Raw genomic sequence first — 20,504 nt, 5'->3', positions numbered from 1 at the left:
GTTCCCCTCTCCTGTTCTCCAGTCGAAACGAGGGGGTCTCAACCCGCGTCCGATCCGTCGGAAGAACTATTTAAATACATTTCGTACACGATGGTATGAATAGACGATCGTTTCTCGCTATCGCCGGGAGTGGATCCCTCGCGACCACTGCCGGATGTCTCGACGAGTTCGGGAGTAACGATGATAGCGGCGATGGGGACGAGTCGGAGTACGAAACCGACTCCTTCGAGGGAGCGGAGATCCCGCTCGCTCCCGCGGAGGACGTTCACGAGTGGTTCGAGGAGGACGAGGCGAAGTTCGTCGATACCCGCGGCGTCAGTCAGTACGACGCCGGACACATCCCTGGTGCCGTCCTGAGTCCGGGAATCGATAACGAAGGTGACGACCCGACCGACGACTGGTCGACCGACACGCGGGTCGTAACCTACTGTGACTGTCCGCACTCGCTCGCCGTCCGGCGCGGAGCCGATCTCAAGGCGGACGGATTCAACGACGTGTACGCCATCGACGAGGGCTACCTCGGTTGGGAAGAGGCCGGCTATCCGACGGAGTACAACGAAGCCGATGCCGATGTCGAAACGTACGAGATCGAAGGCGAATCGGATCCGTCCTACGAGGACGAGTACGTCCACATTTCTACCGCCGACGGCGGAAGCTACGAGGTCGCCCCAATCGACGGCGACGGAATCTACGAAACCGAAATCCGATTCCCCGATCTGACCGACGACTCCGAGCTGATCGTCGAGGCACCCGATTACACCGTCGAAGGCACGCTCGAGGAGTTGACTGACGAACCCGTCACCACCGATAGCTGAGCCGTCTCACCCCCCACGTCTTTCTCGTTCGTATACGCCAGCGCGCTCGAGTTCGCCGCGTTCGCTGAGTACGGCTGGCGTTCGACAGATACCGGGTGCGCCGGTCACTTGCGGCACCGTACAGTTGTTGCAACTCTCACACAGCAAGCGAGTCTCGGCCGATTCGGGCTCGAGCAGTCGCGCACCCAGTTTCGGCTCGGCGTAGAACGGTCGAGCCATGCCGACCATGTCGCTGGCCGCCGACCCGCCGTTTCGGCTCGAGCCCGATTGACGACTCGAGTCGCCGAGCAACCGATCCATTTCGCCGCGCTCCCGTATTCCGCCTTCGGCAAGTACCGGAATCGAAACTTCGTCGCGAACCCGTCGACAGAATCCTTCGTTCCAGGCCGATTCGAAATCGTACTGTAGCGATTGTATCCAGTTCGCCGCGGCGACGAGCCGTCGGCGATTGGGACCGCCGAAGGCCGCGTCGTACCCCTCGACCATCGCCTCGTTCGCCCATGCTCGGTCGGGGTATTCACCGCGAACGATGCTCATGTCCCAGACGACCGACGCGTTGACGGGAACGACGGCATCGTAACCGATTTTCTCGAGTCGACGGCAGATTTCGATACCATCTTCGAGCGAGAGGGTCCGCCGGACGACCGGCCACGGCGGCGCGGCGGTCTCAGCCGGCACTTTCGTCAACAGCGGAACGTCCCCCGCCCGGTCGCGAATTTCGTCGTGAACCAGCGCGAGAAACTCGAGGCGAGCCTCGGGGCTCCCGCCGAACTCGTCCTCCCGGCGGTTGTAGAACGGCGAGAGGAACTGCTGGATAATCCCCATGTTCGCCCCCGCGAGGTGGATGCCGTCGTAGCCCGCTTCGATACAGTAGTTTGCAGACCTGCCGAAGTCCGCGGCCAGTTCGTACACCTCCTCGGTCGTCAGCACGTGAGGATCACAGGAGAGAAAACCGAGCCGATCGAGCACTCGCAACTGCCACGGCGGCTTCGATACGGCGAGTTGCTCGAGATCCGGATTCTCGGCGCGGTGCTCGGCGTGCCAGGTTTCCATACTCCGGAGGCCGCCGTGCTCGAGCTGGACGAAGATCCGACTGCCGTGTTCGTGAATTCGGTCGGTGAGCCGCGACAACCGGGATACAAACTCGGGGTCGTGGACGCGAGTCATTCCCGGCGCGGCACACCCGCCCTCGCCGCGAACGATGGTCGCTCCCTGACAGATGAGTCCGACCCCCGATTCCGCCGCGGGCTCGAGATCCTCGATCAGCGCGTCGACGGCGTCGGGGCCGTTTCCGGCGCACTCGAGTAACGGAGCCCGATAGAGTCGATTCGGGACCCGTACTCCGCCAATTTCGATCGGATCCTCGAGCGTGGCCATGGTGTAAATTCAGGCGGAAGTACCAAGAACGTAGTGTCGAGTCGCAGTCTGAGTGCGGTCACCCCTCTCACCGGTGACTACTTTTCGACCTCGAGCAACGCAACTCGCTCGCAGACGAGATCCTCGAGTCCCGCGTCGGTTGCCTCACGTTCGGCCGACGTAATGTCGAAGTACGACTGGAGCGTCTCTTCGTCCGGACCCTTGAGCGTCGGCTCGGGATCGAACTGTTCTGCTTCGATTACCTCTTTGCGGGCCCGCGTTTCGCCGCCGTCTTCGCCGCTTTCGCCACTGTCGCTGTTTTCGCCATCATCTCCGCTGCCCTCGCCGTTGCCACCGGCATCGAAGAGTACGACAACGCGGTTCTCTCCGTCGCTGACGCCCATCTCGAGCGCTCGGTCGATCTGTCTTCGCCCAGCGGCGTACAGCAGGATTTCGACGGCCCGATCGCGGGCGACGTTCTCGCCGCGCTCGCGTGCCCGGTCCGCCAGCTCGATAGAGCGCTCGAGGTGGCGTTCGCCGGCGATATAGCTCGCGTCGAAGGCCTGAATCGTGACCCCGTGGCGGTCACCCAACTCGCCGAGTCGGGCGACGAACGAGTCGAGGTCCTCGAGTTCGAGTAGCCCCTCGAGTAGCTCCATCAAAAATCACCCAGGCTGGCTTGATCGTCGTCGGTTTCGTTCGCCCCGCTGTTCTCCGCTGTCGTTTCGGATTGGTCGCTCCCCGCGTTCGTCGTCACTTCGACGCCCTCAAGGTCCGTTCGCGGTTCGATACCGTCCATCGACGGATCTTCGCGGCCGGCGTTCTCGAGGATGTTCTCGGCCGTCTTCTCCCCTTTTAGCACCGCAAGGACGACTCCCTTGTCGGCGTTTCGGAGGTCCGCAGGACCTTCGATGCCGACGTCGTAGAGCTGGCGCGCGCGCTTGCGGCCGACGCCCCGAACCGAAACCAGCTCGAGGAGGTCCTCGCTCACGCCGTGTTCGACGCGGGCGCGGGCCTCTCGGACCGCGACGGTCCACTCGCTTCCGATTTCGTTCGCGAGCGATTCGGCCGCGCCGAGCAGCCATTCGGCGGTGTCGACCTTCCCGCGGAGGTCGCCCGGCCCGATCTTGTACTCGTCGGTGAGCCACTCCTCGTCGCGTTCCTCGGCCCAGTCCTCGAGTAGTTTGCCGGTTTTCAGCGAGGCGAGCCAGTCTTCGAACCGACCGTCCTCGTACTCGCTCGGCGCGTCGCCGAGCAGTTCCGTTTCGCGTTTGTAGAACAGTTCGCCGAAGGTCTCGTCCTCGCCCGAACGGAGGTAGAGCTCGTACATGTCCGGCGTCCGCGAGATCAGCTGGTAAAGCCCGAGTGCCGTCGGTCGATCGTTCGCCGACTCGAGACCGTAGACAATTTCCGCGGCGGTCATGGGATCGAGATAGAGCCTCGAGACGGTGTGTCCGAGGCTGGTGGCGGTGAGTTCGACCTCGTTGCCAGCATCATGATCCCTGTCGCTGTCGGTTTCCTCGTCCGTAAGCTCCGCGGCGGAAACGAATGCGTCGGTCGCTGGTTCTGCTTGCTCGTCGGTCGTCCCTCCTGTTCCTGTCGTCGTCGGTCCGCCCTCGCGGTCGATGAAGTCGTTCGACTCGAGGTACTCGAGCACGTCGTCGGTGACCGTCTCGAGTCGGCTCCCCTCCGTCGACTGGCTCGCGTAGAGTGTCGCCTGCATGAACTCGAGCAATCCTCGGCGCGTCCGAGCGAATCCGGAGGCGATGGTCGCGAGAACGTGGGTGCGAAGCGCGGGTTCGGCGGCGAGCTTGGAGCGAACGGGTTCCGGTTCGCCCCAGACGTACCGGTCGAACAGTTCCTGGCGCTCGTCGTGGCTGTTCGCGAGCAGGACGGCTTCGCCGTAGGGATCGAGCCCGGGCCGTCCGGCCCGGCCCATCATCTGGTGGACCTCGAGAACGTCCAGCGGCGACATGCCGCCGGCAGTGGGGTCGAACCGCCGCCAGTCGCGGACGATCACGCGCCGGGCGGGCGTGTTGACGCCGGCGGCGAGTGTCGGTGTCGCGGAGATCATCTTGAGTAGTCGGTCGCGAAAGGCGTCCTCGACGATCGTTCGGTGTTCGCTCGCGAGTCCCGCATGGTGAAATGCGCCACCGCGTTCGACGCAGTCTGCGAGGTCTTTGCTCGTCTCGGTGTCGCTGACGTCCCGAATGTCGTCGGCGAGTTCTGACAGTTCGTCCCGTTCCTCGTCGGTGAGTTCCGGCTTCGAGACCTGCGAAAGTCGCCGCGCTGCGGCTTCTGCATTTCGACGCGAACTGACGAAAACGAGCGACGAACCCCCCTCCTGTAGAATGTCCCGGACCAGAGCGGCCTCCTGCTTTTCGGATCCTTCGACGGGAACTTCTCTCGTCGAGCCGTCGTCGAACTCGAGGGCGTTGCCGTAGTGGACCCCCATCTGGAGGTCGATCGGTCGCCAATCCGTGTCGACGAGGTCAGCCTCGAGCCAGTCTGCGATTTCGTCTGCGTTGCCGACTGTCGCCGAAAGTGCGACCGTCTGCAATCCGGGGTTTAGCTCCCGGAGCTTCGCGAGGGTCACCTCGAGTGTGGGTCCCCGGTTCCGGTCGTCGATCAGGTGAATCTCGTCGCTGACGACGCAGGTGAGATCCGAGAGCCAGTCCGCGCCGTTTCGAACGAGCGAGTCGACCTTCTCGCTGGTCGCGACGATCAGGTCCTTCGTGGCGAGCCACTCGTCGGTCGACTCGTAGTTTCCGGTTGTCACGCCCGTCGTGACGCCGAACTCCTCGTAGGCGTCGAACTCGGCCTTTTTCTCGCTTGCCAGGGCGCGGAGGGGAACGATGTACAGTGCCTTCCCCCCGCGCTGGACCGCAGAAAGCATTGAGAGGGCGGCGATCATCGTCTTCCCGCTCGCGGTCGGCACGGCGGCAACGAGGCTCTCCCCCTCGAGGATCCCCGCTTCGACGGACTCGGCTTGCGGTGGGTACAACTCCTCGATCCCCTCGTCCTGAAAGTGCTCGAGCGCCCCCAGCGGGAGCCCCGACAGCTCCTCGACGTTCATTACTCGCTCTTGTGCCGTCCCGCGGTTTAAAGTATCGTCTCGGTGTGACTCTGCAGACGCACTCGAGATCACTCGAGGAGTTCCTCGAACGCTTCGCTGACGCCGTCGGCGATCCCCGCCCATTCTTGCCCTCTGACGTCGGCTGGCTGCTCGAGCTGAATTGTCCGTCCGACCGGTGCGAGTTGATTGAGCACGTTTTCGGGGTTCGCACCGGTGTACTCCGTGGCGTCGCGTTCGACCACGCTGACCGTTCGATCGGGGAGCTGCTCGGAGATGGCGTCCGTCACGACCTCCTTCGCGTCGTCGTCGGCGGTTCCGCCGACCAGGATGCCGTCGTTCGAGTAGCCGTGAAACGCGACACCCCATTCGAAACTTCGATCGAGAAGCGAGTCCAGTTCCGGAAACGATCGCGGGTGGATCTCCGTCGAGTAGCTGTGCCAGCGATCGAACGCGCCGCCGCCCTCGTTGAACCCCGAACAGATCCACCCCGTCGCACCGAGTTCCTCGACGACTCGATCGGCCTGAAAGTCCGTTCCGTACTCGATGTAGCCGCCGTGGGGCGCGATCACGACGACGTCGCCGCTCTCGTCCTCGCCGTTTTCGTCGTCATCGCTCTCGCCGTTTTCGTCGTCTTCCTCGAGGACGTACTCGATGTACTCGTCGTTCAGCTCTCCACCTTGGCGAGTGTCGTAGCTCGGATGGACCGCCTGCGAACCGACCGTCACCGTCTCCGACTCGCTCGTCCCAATCCGGTCGAGACCGCTCGGCGTCAACCGGAGCGTCTCGTCTTGGTGCTCCGAAGCAACGGTGTACACCGCGTTTTCGAACTCGTCTGCATCGTTACCGGTTCCGACTCGAACCTGTTGACCGACCGCTAATTCGTCGTTGTTGGTCAACGTACACGGAACCGAGCAGTATCGACTCGGGCTCGAACGCGCGCTCCAGCTCTCGGCGGCCTCCTCGAGCTCGAGTTCCCAGTGATCAATGTCGTCACAGCCATCCGCGTAGACATCTTGGCCCGTTCCGCTCGGTGGAAGGTCTTGCGAGCGAGCGATCTGGGTATGGTACCCAGCAGCCAGAACGCCAGCACCAGCGATTCCCGCACTCGCCGCGACGACCCGTCGTCGTGAATGGCTTCGATCTTTACTGTACGTTTCTCGTGATCTTTCCTCTCTCGTCATTATAATACTAACCCTATCTTACATTCATTTTAATCTGGTGGCAATATGTGTGGGAATTGCCATCTCGTCCGTCAGCCACGGAATTCGGTCCGGAAGCGGTATGTCGAAGACTCCCGAACCATCGCGTATGCAAGTCGAATTCGACGAAGACACGTGTATCGGCATGTACCAGTGTGTCGCCGAATGGGACGCCTTCTCGAAGGACAAGTCTGCGGGAAAGGCGGTTCTCGAAGGGGGCGAAGAGAAAGAAGAGGGGGTGTTCGTTCGTGAGGTGCCAGACGACGCGGAACTCGACGCGAAGTTCGCCGCTCGGACCTGTCCCGTCGACGCGATCGCGATCTACGACGACGACGGCGAGCAGTTGATTCCGTAGGTAGCTCCGTTTCTCACCGTCGTAACGCTGCATCGACAAGCTTCGACTCGACCGTCCGCAGGAGCGTCGAGACCGCGCTTTCAGAACACTCGAGCGCCGCCGCAACCTCGGCCAGCGATCCGGTTCGGGGGATATCGTAGTAGCCAAGTTCTCGAGCCGTCTCCATCGCCTCGAACTGTCGCGCGGTCAGTCGCCCGGCGAGGGTCTCGGCTTTCCGCTGGTGATCGCTCACCCGCTCGACCTCGACGCCGACGTCATCGGGGAAGCGCTTGACCAGCCCCGCGAGCGCGTCAGGCTCGCCGAGAACGGTAACGTGGACGCTCTCGCGACCGGTGTAGATGATCGGCGGCACGATCACGAGGCCGGAGTCGTCGAACGTTCCCAGTAACGCCTCGTCGGCCCCCCGGAGGTCCATCTCGGCGTAGCCGTAGAACGTGTCCTCGTCGACGGGCGTAATCTCGAACCGGTGGACGACGGTCAGGTCGGTTGCCGTCTCCCGGATTTTGTCGCGGTCGCCGACGATCAGCGAGAGGAATCGCACCCGCTCGGTCTCGGGATCGACGTGCCAGGAAAGCAGTTCCTCGCGGCGAAACTCGAGTTCGGAATCGGGCCTGGGAACCGGCAGCTGCATTCGCTCGGGCAGTCGGAGCGTCAGATCCGTTGATTGCATATTCGCCGGTCACGCTCCATAATAAAGAAGTTCAGTGCTTCGGGAAAACGCCGACCATCTTTCCCATCCTGCGTACGAACATGTCCGATACCGAACCGCACTCGCTCCGCTCCGACGATGCCGCGTCGCTGGCGGCAGATTCCTCGAGCGCCGACCGACCGCCGGGACCGCGCGGCCTTCCGTTGATCGGGAGCACGATTTCGATCGCCCGCGACCCGATCGCGTTCCTCGAGTCTGCCAGGAAGCACGGTGATATCGTCTCCTACGGGGCCTACGGTACCGAGTTCGCCCTCGTCTACGACCCCCACGTCGTGGAGGCCGTCCTCGTCTCGCGATCGGACGAGTTCAGAAAGGGCGAGTTCGAGACCGAGTTCGGCGAGCTTATCGCCCCCGACGGAATCGCGTTCACGGAGGGCGAGCGGTGGCGTCGACAGCGAACCCTGTTGCAGTCGTCGTTTACGCCCGATCGCATTCACGCCGTCGCCGACGAGATGGTCGCGGAGGCGGACGCGCTCGTCGACGGGTGGGACGACGGCGACATCGTCTCGCTTCGGGACGGTCTGGCGACCTACAGCGTCCGCGTTCTCGCCCGGACGCTGTTTGATCTCCCGCTCGAGGACGACCGCACGCGAACCGTCACGCGGGCGGCGACCGCAGTCAACGAGTATGCGTCGCCCCGCCGCCTCGCTGTCGGCTCGCTCATACCGTCGTGGGTTCCGGACCGCGTCGGTCGCGAGTACGAGACCGCGATGGCCGGCCTCGAGGAACTCGTCACTGAACTGGTCACGGAGCGCCGCCGGACGGACACGACGGGTGACGACCTCCTCTCTGTATTAGCTCGAGCGGAGTACCCAGACGGCTCGCGACTCTCGCCCGACGAAATCCGAGATCAACTCGTCACGTTCCTCTTCGCCGGTCACGAGACGACTTCGACCACGCTCGCGGTCGCGTGCTGGCTCCTCGCAGGCAATCCAAACCTTCGCGCAAAACTCGAGTCGGAACTCGAGACTGTCTGTGACAATCGGGACCCCGCAGTCGGCGACCTCGCCAGCCTTGAGTACACCGAAGCCGTTCTCAGGGAGGCGATGCGACTCTACCCGCCGATCACGGGCGTCTACCGTGAACCACTCACGGACGCGGTGCTCGCCGGGTATCGGATTTCGGCCGACACGACCCTCCAGCTCTCGGCGTACGGCATCCACCGCGACGAACGCTGGTGGGCCGATCCCGAGACGTTCCGCCCCGAGCGGTGGCTCGCCGATACCGAACGGCCCGAGTACGCGTACTTTCCCTTCGGCGGCGGGCCTCGCCACTGCCTCGGAATGCGCTTTGCGATGATCGAACTACAACTCGCCCTCGCCTCGATCGTCAGCCGCGTCGAGTTCGGCCGCCTCACGGAGTCTCTCGAGCCGTCGCTCGGTGTGACGCTCGATCCCGGCCCGCTCGAGGCGCGAGTGCGGAAGCGATAACGCGGCGCTCGTTCGACCGGATCGGCATCGGTTCTCGGCTGACGGACGCGGTCGGTCGGAACGGCTGAATCGGAATCTCCTCTCAAACGTCGTTCATATCTCGACTGCACGTCGTCTACGAAAGTGCCGTCAAGTACGAAGTGGTTCGTTTTTCGGGGTCGTTTCGATGTGAGGTCGTTTTGCGGTGAAATCGTTTCGACGGAGTGACTTCCTCACTCCTCCGCGACGGTGATCGTTATTTCGTCGGTTTCACCGAAGGCGCGATGTGGTCCGTCGGCGATCTGGAGGGTTAGATCATACTCGCCGGGCTCGAGTTCGATCTCTCCGTTGGACTGTCCGTCACCCCAGTGATAGATACCGTCCGCTTCGGCTTCGTCACCTGGTCCGGGGATGGTTTCGCCTTCTTCGAAGCCCTCGTGATCGACCAGCACGTGCAGGTGTCCCTCACCTTCGGTAGCTTCTCCTGCTGGCGCGAGTTCGATGCCTTCGGCTTCCGCCTCGATTTCGACCGGCGACTCGACGGTGTCGCCGTCCTCGGGTGTTGTAATCACCGCGCTTGCGTCGTCGGGCTGGTCTCCGACGTCGATTTCGCCGTTATCGTCTTCGCCGTTGTCGTCTTCGCTCGGTTCCTCGTCGTTGTCTTCCGGCTCGTCGTCATCGTCTCCGCTGAGACAGCCGCTCAGTCCGATGATACCGACGCCCGCGAGAGCGCTGAATCTTCTCCGTGTGTACGTTGTGTTTTCGGGAGCCATGATTGTATTATTCTCGCGAACGGGTATGAAATCACCGGTGTCGAGATACCCGACAGTCTCCTCAATTGATATAGTCGATAAATCCTGCTACTGTCTTCTCTGGAAAACGTCGCTCGGGACCCGGATACGTCGGGCTCGAGAAATGGTCGCGCCGATCGACGCGAGTTAGGAGATCTTCTCGTACTGCTCGGAGAGCTTTTCTGCGGCCTCGCCGAGTTCGTTACGTTCGAACTCCGAGAGGTCCCACTCGACGATCTCTTCGATTCCGTTCGAACCGAGTTTGGCGGGCACGCCGAAGGCGGTGTCCTCGTGGCCGAACTCGCCCTCGAGCGTGACACTCGCGGGGAGCACTTCGCCCGTGTCGCGGATGACGGCCTCGACCATGTGGCCGACGCCGGTGGCCGGCCCCCACTCGGTCGCGCCTTTCTTCTCGATGACGTTCATCGCGGAGGTCTGGAGCTCCTCGAGGAGTTCTTCTTTTTCGTCGGCAGTGAACTCGGGATCTCGACCGTTTACTCGAACCTTCGAGAAGACGGGGACCTGTGCGTCGCCGTGCTCGCCGAGGATCGTCGCCTCGACGTTCTGGACGGGGACGTCGAAGCGCTGGGAGATGACGTACCGGAATCGTGCGGAGTCGAGCCGGCCGCCGAAGCCGATCACCTTCTCCCGTGCGCGCTCGCCGCTCTCGTAGAGATGGCGGTTGAGCAGGTCGACGGGGTTCGAGGTCGTGATCGTGACGAAATCGTCGTTGTGCTTGGCGAGTGAGGAACCGATATCCTCCATGATCGGCGCGTTATCGCCAGCGAGGTCGATACGGGTCTGTCCCGGTTGCCGTGGAATACCCGCCGTGATAACGACGACATCTGATCCTTCGGTGTCCTCGTACCCGCCCTGTCGGATGACGGTATTGGAGTCGTAGGCCGCGCCGTGGTTCGCGTCGGCGGCCTGTCCGACCGTGTCGTCTTCCTTGTCCGGAATGTCGACGAAGACGAGCTCGTCTGCAACGTCCCGAAGCGCGATGTTGTAGCCTGCGGCGGCCCCGACCGTCCCGGCCGCGCCGACCACGCTAACTTTCGTCATACCACGTAATGGTGCACCGTCCCCCGCGTTAAATCCGTCGAAACCCGTCGATTTGTACGATTTACTGATCGTCGAACTGGTGTTCGTCGACTTCCTGACTGAGACCGAACCGATCATACAGCCGGCCCTTGAGTCTCGAGTATGCGAGTCAGCGTGGTCGGCGGCGGAACGATTACCGACGAACAGGAGGGAACTGCCGTGGCGGTCGGGAAGGCACTGGCGCGAAACGGCCACACCGTCGTCTGTGGCGGTCTCGGCGGGACGATGGAAGCGGTCTGTCGCGGGGCGAAATCCGAAGGCGGAGCGACCATCGGGATCCTCCCGACGGATCGCCGGACCGACGCGAACGAGTACGTCGACACGGCGATTGCGACGGGACTGGGTCACGCCCGAAACGTCCTCGTTCCGATGAACGGTGAAGGGGTCGTCGCGCTGGCAGGCAGTGCGGGGACCCTCTCGGAAATCGGCTTCGCACAGGTGTACGACCGCCCGGTCGTCGGAATCGACACCCACGAGATTCCCGGCGTCGATGCCGTCGAGACGCCCGAGGAGGCGGTCGCGACGCTCGAGCGAGCTGTCGCGGAGAGATAATGTCTGGTTCGAGGGACTCACCGGTCGACGTTACCGGCGGCCGCCGTCGCCGGTCGTCGCTGCGTCGAAGCAGGCGCTCCTTCGGTTGCTGGACCCCTCGTTTCCGGTATGACTAGTGATTCCGAGAGCGATTTCGCCACCATTCCCGAATCTTACGATCTTCGCGAAGAGCTCCCAACGCTCGAGCAGTTCGCCGAGCTTCGTGACGCCGCCGGACTTCCGGCTCGCTCGCGCGAGGGAATCGAACGCGGCCTTCCAAACTCTCTTTACGGCGTGACCGTCGCGTACGGGCCCGATTCGGAGGTCGTGGGGATGGGGCGAATCATCGGCGACGGCGGGACGGTCTTCCAGATTGGCGACCTGGCGGTCCGTCCCGAACATCAGGGAAACGGCCTCGGGACGGCGATGATGGCCGCGCTCGTTTCGCACCTCGAGGAGAACGCCCCGCCTCGGGCGTACGTCAACTTGATGGCGGACATCGACGGCTTTTACGACCGGTTCGGGTTCAAGGAGACGCGACCCGAATCGAAGGGGATGTACCGCCGAACGGGCGAGGAGCGATAGCGACGCGGTCGCTCGTATCCAATTTCTCAACCCCTTCAACCCTCTTCGTAGCCTTTTCGACGTTCCAGCCCGTTGAGACGAGTATGAGCGACTTCGACAAGGAAGCCGAGCGCGAGAAGCTTCGAGAGAAGTACGAGCGCGACAAACAGGAGCGGGAGGCGACCCAGCGGATGAGCGACCTCCTGCTAAAGGGGGCGCGGATGACCAACACCCACTGTAACACCTGCGGCGATCCGCTCTTTCAGCAGAACGGAACGACGTTCTGTCCGTCCTGTCACGGCACCGCCGAGGGCGTCGAGGCGTCCGTTGCCGACCAGTCGGCCGAAGAGGACACTCGGGGAACTGGCGCTTCGGACGGTCAGACGGCATCACCGGAATCGAATAGCGCTGACCCCGCTACCACCGAAGGCGCATCCGGAACCGTCGACGCTCCCGAATCCGGGCCCGAACCGACCGAATCGGTTTCGAACGACCGATCGACAGGGTCTCGAGCCACGCCCGCTCAACCGCGGAACGAGCCGGAGCCGTCGAACGCGAACGAAACGGCCGCTCAGCCGTCCGACGCTCGAGACGAACCATTTGACCGGTCTCGAACCCCCGTTGGGGACCAGTCGAGTCGAGACCCCGCCGGCAACGGTCGTTCGTCTCCCGCCCCCGTCGACGGCGACCTCGAGGTCGCACAGGACGCGCTGGTCGAGTCCCTCGAGCGATTCGCACGGAAAGCCGCCGAAACTGACGACCCGCGGTACGCCAAAGAGTGTCTCGAGGCCGCCCGCGAGGCGAGCGAGGCGTTGTCGGCGTTGCGGTAAGGACCGTTCGATCCCTTCGGTCCCGGCTACTTTCCGGAACCAGTGTAGTCGCTCCCGATAACTTCCCGAATCCGTTCTGCGGTGACCGAGCCGACGCCGTCGGCCGCCTGGAGTTCGTCCTCGCTCGCGATCATCACCGCCTCGACGGTACCGAACTCCTCGAGTAAGGATCGCGCGGTTACCGGCCCGATTTCGGCGATCGAACCGACGACGTACTCCTGTTGCTCGGCCAGGGTCTTGCTCTGTTTCTCGCCGTGGACCGAGATTTCGCGACTCGAGGTTTCCTGTTCGCGCCCGGCGATGACGCCGAGTAACTCCTTCGTGTCGGATTCGTCTTCGGTTCGCAAGATGCTCACGCCGAAGTCGACGGCGAGACTCGAGAGCGCGCCCCTGATGGCGTTCGGATGGATGTCGCGCTGTTCGTACAGCCCGTCGCCCTCAACGATCACGATCGGTCGGGAGTAGTGTCTGGCCATCGCGCCGACCTGCTCGAAGACCGACCGATCGCCGCCGACCAGCGAGTCCACGAAGTCGGCGACCGACTTTCGCTCGACGACGGCCCGATCCGAGAGGACGTAATCGCCCACCTCGAGGGTCTCGAGGCGGATGTCGATCTCCTCGCGTTTGGAAAGCTCTCGAGCGATGTTGGCGTCCATCTCGCGTTGGTCGGCGACGATTTCGATCGCGTCTCCCTCCGCGTGTGGCTCGTGGGTTTCGACCTCGTCTTCGCTCGATCCGTCCGCCTCGTTTCCGTCGCTTTCGTCGGCCGATTCGGCGTCGAACTCCTGCAATCCGGGCTGACCGGAAACCCCCCCACTTCCACTGGAAGATGCGGCTCCTTCGGGCGATTTTGTCGCACCAGCGTTCACTTCCGCTTCGCTTTCGCTTCTACCACTATCGCTGGCCTCACTCCCCGCGCGTTCGCCGCCGCTCTCGAACGCGGCGAGCGATTGTTGGGCGTCGTCGAGTTCCTCCTCGAGGTTGTCGGCCATCCCTTTCAGTTCTCGTAGCTCGTTCTCCATCTCCTTCTCTCGCCGCCTCGAGATCCAGAAGTACGCCTCGTCTCGGGTGTCTTCGGCCATCAGGACGACGACGCGACCTTCGGACTGGCGGCCGGTTCGACCCTTCCGCTGGATGGACCGAATCGCCGTCGGGACGGGCTCGTAAAAGAGCACGAGGTCGACTTCGGGCACGTCCAGGCCCTCCTCGGCGACGGAGGTCGAGACCAGCACCTCGAACTCGCCCGCGCGGAAGTCGTTCAACACGTCCTGTTGTTGATTCTGGGTCATCCCGTCGCTCCCCTCGCGGTCGCCCTGTCCGACGAAGCGTTTGGCGTCGAAGCTGTCGTTCAGAAAGTCCGTCAGCGCCTCCGCGGTGTCCCTCGATTCGGTGAAGATGATCACGCGCTCGCCGCCGTCGAGGCCCAACGTTTCAGCCAGCAGCATCCGCGTCTTGCGATACTTGGGGTGGAGCTCGTCGTACTTCTCGGCCTTTCGCATCGACTCGCGGACCCGCGGATCCGAGACGAGTCGCTGGCTCGCCTTCGAAGCCCCGGAGGAGCGGGCCTGGTTTCGCTGCCGGTCGAAGTACCGCCGGAGTGCCTCGACGCTCTGGGTTTCGACCAGCGTCACCGCCTGCCGGAGTTTCATCACCTCGGCGTGGACGGACATCCCCTTGAACCCCTCCGACTGATCGTTGTTGATCAGCTCCTGTAGCTCTGCGCGCATCCGATTGAGATCCTTCTGGGACTGATCGGGCTGGGTCGACTTCGCGACGCCGAGTTCCTTTAACTTCTCGAGGCGCTCTTTGATCACCTCGTTTAGGGCGTCTCGAATCTCGATAACCTGCTCGGGGAGGTCGATCCGCTCCCACTCGACATCGGTGTCGTGGGTGAACTCCGAGACGTCGGCGTCCTCCTCGGTCATCACCTCGACTTCGTGGAGCCCGAGGTTTTCACAGACCTCGAGGATGGCCTCCTCGTCGCCGCCCGGTGACGCGCTCATCCCCGTTACGAGCGGGTGGTCGGCGTCGGCGTGGTACCGTTCTGCGATGTAGTTGTAAGCGTAGTCACCGGTTGCCCGGTGGCACTCGTCGAAGGTGATGTGAGTCACGTCTGCGAGCGAGACTCGACTGCCGACGAGATCGTTCTCGATGACTTGCGGCGTCGCCATGATAATCGTCGACTCGTTCCAGAGTTCGGCGCGATCCTCCGGACTCACGTCGCCCGTGAAGACGACGATTTCCTCATCCGGGATCTGCAACGCTTCGCGGTAGAACTCCGCGTGCTGTTGGACGAGGGGTTTCGTTGGCGCGAGCATGAGCGACTTGCCGCCGGCCTCCTCGAGTCGCCGCGCGGTCACGAGCAGGCTCACCGTCGTCTTCCCCAGCCCGGTTGGGAGACAGACGAGCGTGTGGTCGTCCGCCGCCGTTCCCGCGAGTTTCAGCTGGTAGAGTCGTCGCTCGAGAAAGTCGGGCGCAAGTAGGGGGTGATCGATGGAGGGGATGTCCTCGTCCGTCGCTGCCATTGCCGGTCGTTCGACGCGGCCGCTGTTAAGGGTTGAGAAAGCGCGGTGGAAGTAGTCACGATGGGCGGAAACGCAGCAAAAGCGGTTGGTCGATGCTCGAGTTCGGGCATCGTGACGATATTCAGTTCCTTCGATCGTCGCTCACTCCAGCGGTTTGACGCCCGTTATCTCGGTGGTTGGACGCCCGTCATTTCAGCGGTTGGACACCCGTCACTCCGGCGGTTGGACGGTCGCAGGTTCGTTGTCGCCGCAGCCGTGGCGGTAGAACTCCGTGTACTCCCGGTTGCGGTCGCCGGGCGTATCGATCGTCTCGTGGGTGATGTCCTCTTCGACGACGTACATGGTGAGGCGGATGAGCTCCTCGTCGTGGTCCTCGGCCCACTGCTCGCAGATATCGTCGGCCAGTACGGCGGGGACGTCGTTTCCGCCGTAGCCGCCGCGGCGGACGCTGTTCATGTAGAACCGCTCCCGGTAGGTGTCGTACTGCAGTTGCAACTCGTCGTGGGGCCGATCGTAGGCCAGCGGCCGCTCGTTGTAGGCATCGACCAGCTCGCCGCTTTCGGTCTCGGCGGGGAAGACGTAGTACCGATCCGTCGTCCGCGGATCCGGCCCGGCGAAGACGCCCCAGCCGACCGGTTGATCGATCCCCAGACTCGAGGCGACCGTCTCTATCTGCGCGACGCCCCGGTGCTCCTCGAGGGTCTCGTGGACCGATCCCTCGATTCGGTCTTCGAACTCCTGATCGCTCTCGTCGTCGAGTGCGGCCCCGCCGACGTTGACCGCCAGTACGGTGGCGACGAACAGGACGGTGACGACGACGACCCCCAGCGAAAGGCTGTACGCGCGCTCGCTGGCGAGGGTGAGTCGTTTCCGCTCGTCGGCGAATCCTGAATTGGGAACTCGCCGTGCAACCCCCTCGAGACGTCCCGTCGCTCGAGCGGCGAGGCCGGGGACGTCGATCCCCACTCGAGTCGCTATCGCACCCAGATCGTCCCAGAACTGCGCCTGCAAGAAGAGCAAAATTCCGGCTATCGAGACGTAGGAGAACGCGCCGATGCGGACCGTCAGCGCGAACGAGAGATGGCCCGCGACGAACATCCCAGCCAGTAGCATCCGCGGGCGGCCCCGCAGAACGAACAAGAGCGGCGAACAAAGGAGCATAACGAACCAGAGCAGGCCGCCGTACTCGAGCAGGACTGGGAACTGGCGAACGGTGTCGCCCAGCAGGAACGTCATCTCGTCGAGGCCGAGCACCAGCGGCGCGGCGTCCCCGCTCGTCCAGACGTCGGACTGGGATTTAATCAGCCCGTTCGTGAAGTACATGTAGACCATCTGGCCCAGGATCAACGCCGAGGCGACGCTCGCGATGGCGGCCCTGGGTTTGCGATCGGCGTGGACGGCGTCGATCGACCATCGCTCGCCAAGCGGGAGGAAGATCGCCCAGAACGTCAACAGGCGAAACAGCGTGTCCGCGTAGCTCAACACGAACGGGTTGTGGTTGTCCAGCGAGATGACGAACAGAAAGGTGAGCACCGCTGCGATCCGAGTTTTGTAGCCGACGATCAACTGGACCGCGATCACTCCCTGCAGGACGAACAGCCCCGCGATCAGGGTCGGATCCGTCGTCAGGTGGTAGATCGAGAACGGGTACGTCCCGGCCGTCTCGAGGACGAGCGACTGCGGGACGACGCCGCCGTCGGTGTAGAAGTATCCGAAGTTCCGCGCCCGGAGGAACAGATCGGCGAGGACGAGGAGGCCGACGCTGACGCGAAAGATCGCGAGCGTTCGCGTGTCGATCCGAACGCCGTCACGGAGGCGACTTCGAAGCCGGCTACCCGACTCGCGGAGGGAGGAGATTGTCGTGGGACCCATCTGTCGTCGTGATTCTACAGTAACGGTATAGGTTTTTCTACTGAAACGACGGTTCGGCGATGCGTCGTCGGCGGACGAGACGTTTCGAGTTCGATGCTCGAGTCACCGTTCGATCCTCCGGTCGCGCGAACTTCATTACGAAACCCGCGAAATTCGTCGACGCGAATACGATCTACGCACAGCGTCCTCCTCGGGGTTTGCCGTCACTTCTAGAACCCTTCCGTCACGAACCGATCAAAAGGATAATGGTAATATCGTAACACGTCTGTCGTATGGCCGCCATCGAACTCCGCGGCGTGACTAAACGGTACACGAGCTACGGCTTGCTCGGCAACCGCTCGGTCACGGCCGTCCAAGATCTCGATCTCACCGTTCAGAAAGGTGAGATATTCGGCTTTCTCGGCCCGAACGGGGCCGGGAAGTCGACGACGATCGACCTCCTCCTCGAGTACGCCGAACCGACCGACGGATCAGTTCACGTTCTCGGACACGACGTCCAAACCGAGAGCGTCGCCGCCAGAGAACGCGTCGGCGTCCTTCCCGACGGCTACGGCCCGATCGGCGAGCGAACGGGCCGCGAGCACGTCGAGTTCGCCATCGAAGCAAAGGGCACCGAGGACGATCCGGACGAACTGATAGAGCGCGTGGGCATGCTCGGTCCCGACGAATACCCTCTCGAGGAGTACTCGAAGGGGATGTCCCAGCGGCTCATGCTCGCGATGGCGCTCGTCGGCGAACCTGACCTCCTGATACTGGACGAGCCCTCGACCGGCCTCGATCCCAACGGCGCACGAACCATGCGAAAGATCGTCCGCGAGGAAAACGCTCGCGGCGCGACCGTCTTCTTCTCGAGTCACATCTTAGAACAGGTCGAGGCGGTCTGCGATCGAATCGCTATCCTCGACGGCGGACAGCTAGTTGCCGTCGACAGCCTCGAGAACCTCCGGGCGGACACCGACGAATCTGCCCAGATCACGGCCGAACTGTCGGCAGTCCCGCCGGAGATTCCCGACCGCATTCGGAAGCTCGAGGGCGTCGCGGACGTGCAAACAACGGGAACATCGGTCGTCGTCGCCTGTCGAAATGACGTGAAGGCGCTGGTAATCGCGACGATTCACGACTCGAGCGTCGACGTGTTGAACGTCACCACCAGCGAAACGTCGCTCGAGGATCTCTTCGAGAACTACACTCGAGGTGTCGCCTGATGGCGTCCGGCGGCTTCTCGAGGTTGGCGCTTTACGTCCGCGAAGACGTTCGCGATACCGTCCGCGAGCGCCAGGCACAGGTCATCGTCGGGCTGTACGTGCTCGTTGGCGCGTGGGTGGCCAACAACGCCGCGTCCTCGTCCGTGGTCGAGCCCTCGGAGGTCGACCTGTTCGCCGAACTCGTCCCGGTACTCGTGTTGCTCACGCCGCTTGTCGCGCTCGGATTCTTCTGTTCGTCGCTCGTTCAGAAGCGAACGGGCGGCGCGCTCACGGTTATTCTCGGGTTGCCGTTCTCGAGGAAAACGGTCGTTCTCGGCACGCTGATCGGCCGGTCCCTCGTCATGACGACGGCGGTACTCGCCGCGATCGCCGCCGCCGTTCCGGTCGGCTACCTTCGCGGGATCTCCTTCGAGCCGGGAAACCTCGTCGGCGCGGTGGTTTTGGTCGTCCTCCTCGGGGTCACGTTCACCGCGCTCGCGGTGTTTCTCTCGGCGGTCACCCGGACGGCCACTCGAGCGACCGTTGCCGCGTTCGGCACGTTCGTGATCTTTGCGGCCAACGTCTGGAGTCAGCTTCCGCGGCTCGGAGTGTACGTCAGCTACGGGCTGTCGTATCCGGAGACCTACCCCGCGTGGTACGATGCTATCGTCGCGCTGAACCCGATTGCGGCGTACACCTATCTCGTCGCCGAAGCGTTTCCCGATCTTGAGGGCGGGACCTTCATTCGGGCTCCTGCAGACCCAGCGTTCTACGAACGGCCGACGTTCGCGGTCGCCGTGCTCCTCGGTTGGATCGTCTTTGCGACGTGGTTTGGGTATCGGCGGTTCCGCGCGAGTGATTTGTAGCTGGCACCTCGCTGAAACCCCCGCCGAAAGCAACACCGATCAGAACGGTGTGAACTCGAGAACCAGATACCCCAACAACCCGGCGTAGATCGGGATCGTGAGGTTGTCGTCGACGACGAAGTCGCCGATTTTCACTGTGATACAGTCGGCGACCATTGCACCGATCGCCGCCGCAACCGCGACCTCGGGATGCTCACGCAGGAACGGAAGCGCGAGCAGGAAGCTCACAACGAACATCGTCGCGAACACCTTCGGGCTCTTGAACCGCCGGAGGGAGTTGTCCGAGACCGCGCCACTGATCGGGTCACCGATCGCGAGCATCAACATCGCGGGCAGGGCGATTTCGGACGGGAACGCCAGCACGGCGACGGTCATCGAGACCATGTAGTAACCGTAGCCGGCGAACTGATCCTGTTCGTACTCTCGAGTGAGTTTGTCGTAGAGGGACAACTCGAGGCCGGCCTTGAGTCGGAGGAACTCGAGGCCGATCGTCCCGACCGCGAGGACGACCATCAGTAGCTGAAAGCGATCCCACGTCAGTCCGAGATCGAAAGAGGCGGCGAGCAGGTAGAGAGCGACCAGTCCGGCACCGCTCGAGTGGACCAGTCGTCGCTTGAGTTCGTCGGCCATCCCGTGAGTCCTCGAAGTACGTGACCTTCAGTTCGTCGGATTACTTTTCGAGAGGGGTGTTTGTCGGTCATGGCGACCCGCGGTCGAAGTGTAAGGGCGGACGCTGAATCGTGTCGTTCGACGCGTTGCGACTGCCAGCCTATCATCTTTGGTCGTCGGATCGTATGTGTGATATGGACTCACAAACGCTCGCACTCGAGCACCCCAATGTCGGTGAGGGGCCGGATCCAGTTTCGCTCGAGGAACTCGCCTCGGACGCGGCGTTCGTCGTTCTTGCGCTCATGCAGAGCCATCGGAGCGGAACCTGTCGCCAGCAGGCCCGCGAACTTGCGGCCGAGTACGACGAGTTCCGACGGCGGGACGTGACGGTCGCGGTGGTCGTTCCGGGAACGCGACCAAAAGTTCGGTCCTGGCGACGACTCGTAGACCCGCCGTTTCCGATTCTGGCGGACGACGACGGTGTCGTCCGCGAGGAGTTTCACCAGCCGACGCAGTACGGAACGATCGGCCGGTTCGTCGCTTCGATCGGACGCGTTCCCGTGACACTCGTTCTGGACTGTCGCGGCGGAGAGCCGTCGGTCGCCTACAGCTACGACGGCGAGACGTCGCTGGACCGTCCGTCGCCGTACGACCTCCTCGAGGCAATTGACGATCTGCTGGTTCGAAGAAGCCGTTGACCGCAGATCTGGAT

Annotated in this window: 19 protein-coding genes; 9 read left to right on the top strand and 10 right to left on the bottom strand. The window is 63.1% G+C overall.

The features are described 5' to 3' along the window. The first annotated feature begins 95 nt into the window (after positions 1–95). The gene (locus ACYQ14_RS09845; RefSeq protein WP_459887557.1) at positions 96–815 is read left to right on the top strand and encodes a rhodanese-like domain-containing protein; all 720 of its coding nucleotides are present in this window, start codon (positions 96–98) and stop codon (positions 813–815) included. A 6-nt stretch (positions 816–821) separates the two neighbouring features. Here the strand turns inward: ACYQ14_RS09845 and ACYQ14_RS09840 are convergent, their stop codons facing one another. The 4 genes from ACYQ14_RS09840 to ACYQ14_RS09825 all read right to left on the bottom strand — a co-directional run bounded on the left by ACYQ14_RS09840 (position 822) and on the right by ACYQ14_RS09825 (position 6,428). Continuing rightward, complete coding sequence (locus ACYQ14_RS09840; RefSeq protein ID WP_459887554.1) at positions 822–2,192, bottom strand: oxidoreductase; 1,371 nt, start codon at positions 2,190–2,192, stop codon at positions 822–824. A 77-nt stretch (positions 2,193–2,269) separates the two neighbouring features. After that, entirely contained in the window at positions 2,270–2,830 is a 561-nt protein-coding gene (gene cgi121, locus ACYQ14_RS09835; protein ID WP_459887551.1) for a KEOPS complex subunit Cgi121, read from the bottom strand. Next, entirely contained in the window at positions 2,830–5,247 is a 2,418-nt protein-coding gene (locus ACYQ14_RS09830) for an ATP-dependent DNA helicase (protein ID WP_459887549.1), read from the bottom strand. The genes cgi121 and ACYQ14_RS09830 overlap by 1 nt, the downstream gene beginning before the upstream one ends. A gap of 68 nt (positions 5,248–5,315) precedes the next feature. Beyond that, positions 5,316–6,428 carry a poly-gamma-glutamate hydrolase family protein gene (locus ACYQ14_RS09825; protein ID WP_459887548.1) on the bottom strand — a complete coding sequence of 371 codons (1,113 nt, stop codon included), beginning with the start codon at positions 6,426–6,428 and terminating at the stop codon, positions 5,316–5,318. Between the two features lie 127 nt (positions 6,429–6,555). On the opposite strand from ACYQ14_RS09825, the gene ACYQ14_RS09820 reads away from it, so the two are divergent. Then, positions 6,556–6,801 carry a ferredoxin gene (locus ACYQ14_RS09820; RefSeq protein WP_459887545.1) on the top strand — a complete coding sequence of 82 codons (246 nt, stop codon included), beginning with the start codon at positions 6,556–6,558 and terminating at the stop codon, positions 6,799–6,801. A 13-nt stretch (positions 6,802–6,814) separates the two neighbouring features. Here ACYQ14_RS09820 and ACYQ14_RS09815 read toward each other — a convergent pair whose 3' ends face one another. Next, positions 6,815–7,471, bottom strand: coding sequence for a helix-turn-helix domain-containing protein (locus ACYQ14_RS09815; protein WP_459887543.1), 657 nt, complete (start codon positions 7,469–7,471; stop codon positions 6,815–6,817). A gap of 80 nt (positions 7,472–7,551) precedes the next feature. On the opposite strand from ACYQ14_RS09815, the gene ACYQ14_RS09810 reads away from it, so the two are divergent. Continuing rightward, positions 7,552–8,940: a cytochrome P450 gene (locus tag ACYQ14_RS09810; RefSeq protein ID WP_459887540.1), complete on the top strand. Its 1,389-nt coding sequence runs from the start codon at positions 7,552–7,554 to the stop codon at positions 8,938–8,940. A 212-nt stretch (positions 8,941–9,152) separates the two neighbouring features. Here ACYQ14_RS09810 and ACYQ14_RS09805 read toward each other — a convergent pair whose 3' ends face one another. Then, positions 9,153–9,692, bottom strand: coding sequence for a DUF4399 domain-containing protein (locus ACYQ14_RS09805; RefSeq protein WP_459887537.1), 540 nt, complete (start codon positions 9,690–9,692; stop codon positions 9,153–9,155). Between the two features lie 165 nt (positions 9,693–9,857). Next, the gene (gene mdh / locus ACYQ14_RS09800; RefSeq protein ID WP_459887534.1) at positions 9,858–10,772 is read right to left on the bottom strand and encodes a malate dehydrogenase; all 915 of its coding nucleotides are present in this window, start codon (positions 10,770–10,772) and stop codon (positions 9,858–9,860) included. A 141-nt stretch (positions 10,773–10,913) separates the two neighbouring features. On the opposite strand from mdh, the gene ACYQ14_RS09795 reads away from it, so the two are divergent. From ACYQ14_RS09795 to ACYQ14_RS09785, 3 genes are all read left to right on the top strand, one after another. Beyond that, positions 10,914–11,363 (top strand): TIGR00725 family protein, encoded by a 450-nt coding sequence (locus ACYQ14_RS09795; RefSeq protein WP_283836644.1) that lies wholly within the window; start codon positions 10,914–10,916, stop codon positions 11,361–11,363. Between the two features lie 108 nt (positions 11,364–11,471). Further along, positions 11,472–11,927 carry a GNAT family N-acetyltransferase gene (locus tag ACYQ14_RS09790; protein ID WP_459887531.1) on the top strand — a complete coding sequence of 152 codons (456 nt, stop codon included), beginning with the start codon at positions 11,472–11,474 and terminating at the stop codon, positions 11,925–11,927. An 83-nt stretch (positions 11,928–12,010) separates the two neighbouring features. Continuing rightward, a complete protein-coding gene (locus tag ACYQ14_RS09785) occupies positions 12,011–12,736 on the top strand; it encodes an Sjogren's syndrome/scleroderma autoantigen 1 family protein (protein ID WP_459887530.1) in 726 nt (241 codons plus the stop codon). 26 nt (positions 12,737–12,762) lie between these two features. Here ACYQ14_RS09785 and ACYQ14_RS09780 read toward each other — a convergent pair whose 3' ends face one another. Both ACYQ14_RS09780 and ACYQ14_RS09775 read right to left on the bottom strand, forming a co-directional pair. Further along, a complete protein-coding gene (locus tag ACYQ14_RS09780) occupies positions 12,763–15,261 on the bottom strand; it encodes a DEAD/DEAH box helicase (protein ID WP_459887528.1) in 2,499 nt (832 codons plus the stop codon). A gap of 210 nt (positions 15,262–15,471) precedes the next feature. Further along, complete coding sequence (locus tag ACYQ14_RS09775) at positions 15,472–17,133, bottom strand: HTTM domain-containing protein (protein ID WP_459887525.1); 1,662 nt, start codon at positions 17,131–17,133, stop codon at positions 15,472–15,474. 272 nt (positions 17,134–17,405) lie between these two features. On the opposite strand from ACYQ14_RS09775, the gene ACYQ14_RS09770 reads away from it, so the two are divergent. Then, the gene (locus ACYQ14_RS09770) at positions 17,406–18,338 is read left to right on the top strand and encodes an ABC transporter ATP-binding protein (protein WP_459887522.1); all 933 of its coding nucleotides are present in this window, start codon (positions 17,406–17,408) and stop codon (positions 18,336–18,338) included. Next, positions 18,338–19,183: an ABC transporter permease subunit gene (locus ACYQ14_RS09765; RefSeq protein WP_459887519.1), complete on the top strand. Its 846-nt coding sequence runs from the start codon at positions 18,338–18,340 to the stop codon at positions 19,181–19,183. The genes ACYQ14_RS09770 and ACYQ14_RS09765 overlap by 1 nt, the downstream gene beginning before the upstream one ends. Positions 19,184–19,222: 39 nt before the next feature. On the opposite strand, the gene ACYQ14_RS09760 is transcribed toward ACYQ14_RS09765, so the two are convergent. Further along, positions 19,223–19,813, bottom strand: coding sequence for a diacylglycerol/polyprenol kinase family protein (locus tag ACYQ14_RS09760; protein ID WP_459887517.1), 591 nt, complete (start codon positions 19,811–19,813; stop codon positions 19,223–19,225). A gap of 173 nt (positions 19,814–19,986) precedes the next feature. Here ACYQ14_RS09760 and ACYQ14_RS09755 point away from each other — a divergent pair, with 173 nt between their 5' ends. Further along, the gene (locus tag ACYQ14_RS09755) at positions 19,987–20,490 is read left to right on the top strand and encodes a peroxiredoxin family protein (protein WP_459887514.1); all 504 of its coding nucleotides are present in this window, start codon (positions 19,987–19,989) and stop codon (positions 20,488–20,490) included. Positions 20,491–20,504 lie beyond the last annotated feature (14 nt).

It is taken from the genome of Halostagnicola bangensis (genome assembly GCF_054653435.1).
Note: the sequence above shows the minus strand (reverse complement) of the source record. Positions and strands in the feature narration are given on the sequence as shown.

Bases quoted from the DNA above. Each gene is read 5' to 3' on its own strand.
- ACYQ14_RS09845 (WP_459887557.1), top strand. From the start codon at position 96: ATGAATAGACGATCGTTTCTCGCTATCGCCGGGAGTGGATCCCTCGCG.
- ACYQ14_RS09840 (WP_459887554.1), bottom strand. From the start codon at position 2,192: ATGGCCACGCTCGAGGATCCGATCGAAATTGGCGGAGTACGGGTCCCG.
- cgi121 (WP_459887551.1), bottom strand. From the start codon at position 2,830: ATGGAGCTACTCGAGGGGCTACTCGAACTCGAGGACCTCGACTCGTTC.
- ACYQ14_RS09830 (WP_459887549.1), bottom strand. From the start codon at position 5,247: ATGAACGTCGAGGAGCTGTCGGGGCTCCCGCTGGGGGCGCTCGAGCAC.
- ACYQ14_RS09825 (WP_459887548.1), bottom strand. From the start codon at position 6,428: ATGACGAGAGAGGAAAGATCACGAGAAACGTACAGTAAAGATCGAAGC.
- ACYQ14_RS09820 (WP_459887545.1), top strand. From the start codon at position 6,556: ATGCAAGTCGAATTCGACGAAGACACGTGTATCGGCATGTACCAGTGT.
- ACYQ14_RS09815 (WP_459887543.1), bottom strand. From the start codon at position 7,471: ATGCAATCAACGGATCTGACGCTCCGACTGCCCGAGCGAATGCAGCTG.
- ACYQ14_RS09810 (WP_459887540.1), top strand. From the start codon at position 7,552: ATGTCCGATACCGAACCGCACTCGCTCCGCTCCGACGATGCCGCGTCG.
- ACYQ14_RS09805 (WP_459887537.1), bottom strand. From the start codon at position 9,692: ATGGCTCCCGAAAACACAACGTACACACGGAGAAGATTCAGCGCTCTC.
- mdh (WP_459887534.1), bottom strand. From the start codon at position 10,772: ATGACGAAAGTTAGCGTGGTCGGCGCGGCCGGGACGGTCGGGGCCGCC.
- ACYQ14_RS09795 (WP_283836644.1), top strand. From the start codon at position 10,914: ATGCGAGTCAGCGTGGTCGGCGGCGGAACGATTACCGACGAACAGGAG.
- ACYQ14_RS09790 (WP_459887531.1), top strand. From the start codon at position 11,472: ATGACTAGTGATTCCGAGAGCGATTTCGCCACCATTCCCGAATCTTAC.
- ACYQ14_RS09785 (WP_459887530.1), top strand. From the start codon at position 12,011: ATGAGCGACTTCGACAAGGAAGCCGAGCGCGAGAAGCTTCGAGAGAAG.
- ACYQ14_RS09780 (WP_459887528.1), bottom strand. From the start codon at position 15,261: ATGGCAGCGACGGACGAGGACATCCCCTCCATCGATCACCCCCTACTT.
- ACYQ14_RS09775 (WP_459887525.1), bottom strand. From the start codon at position 17,133: ATGGGTCCCACGACAATCTCCTCCCTCCGCGAGTCGGGTAGCCGGCTT.
- ACYQ14_RS09770 (WP_459887522.1), top strand. From the start codon at position 17,406: ATGGCCGCCATCGAACTCCGCGGCGTGACTAAACGGTACACGAGCTAC.
- ACYQ14_RS09765 (WP_459887519.1), top strand. From the start codon at position 18,338: ATGGCGTCCGGCGGCTTCTCGAGGTTGGCGCTTTACGTCCGCGAAGAC.
- ACYQ14_RS09760 (WP_459887517.1), bottom strand. From the start codon at position 19,813: ATGGCCGACGAACTCAAGCGACGACTGGTCCACTCGAGCGGTGCCGGA.
- ACYQ14_RS09755 (WP_459887514.1), top strand. From the start codon at position 19,987: ATGGACTCACAAACGCTCGCACTCGAGCACCCCAATGTCGGTGAGGGG.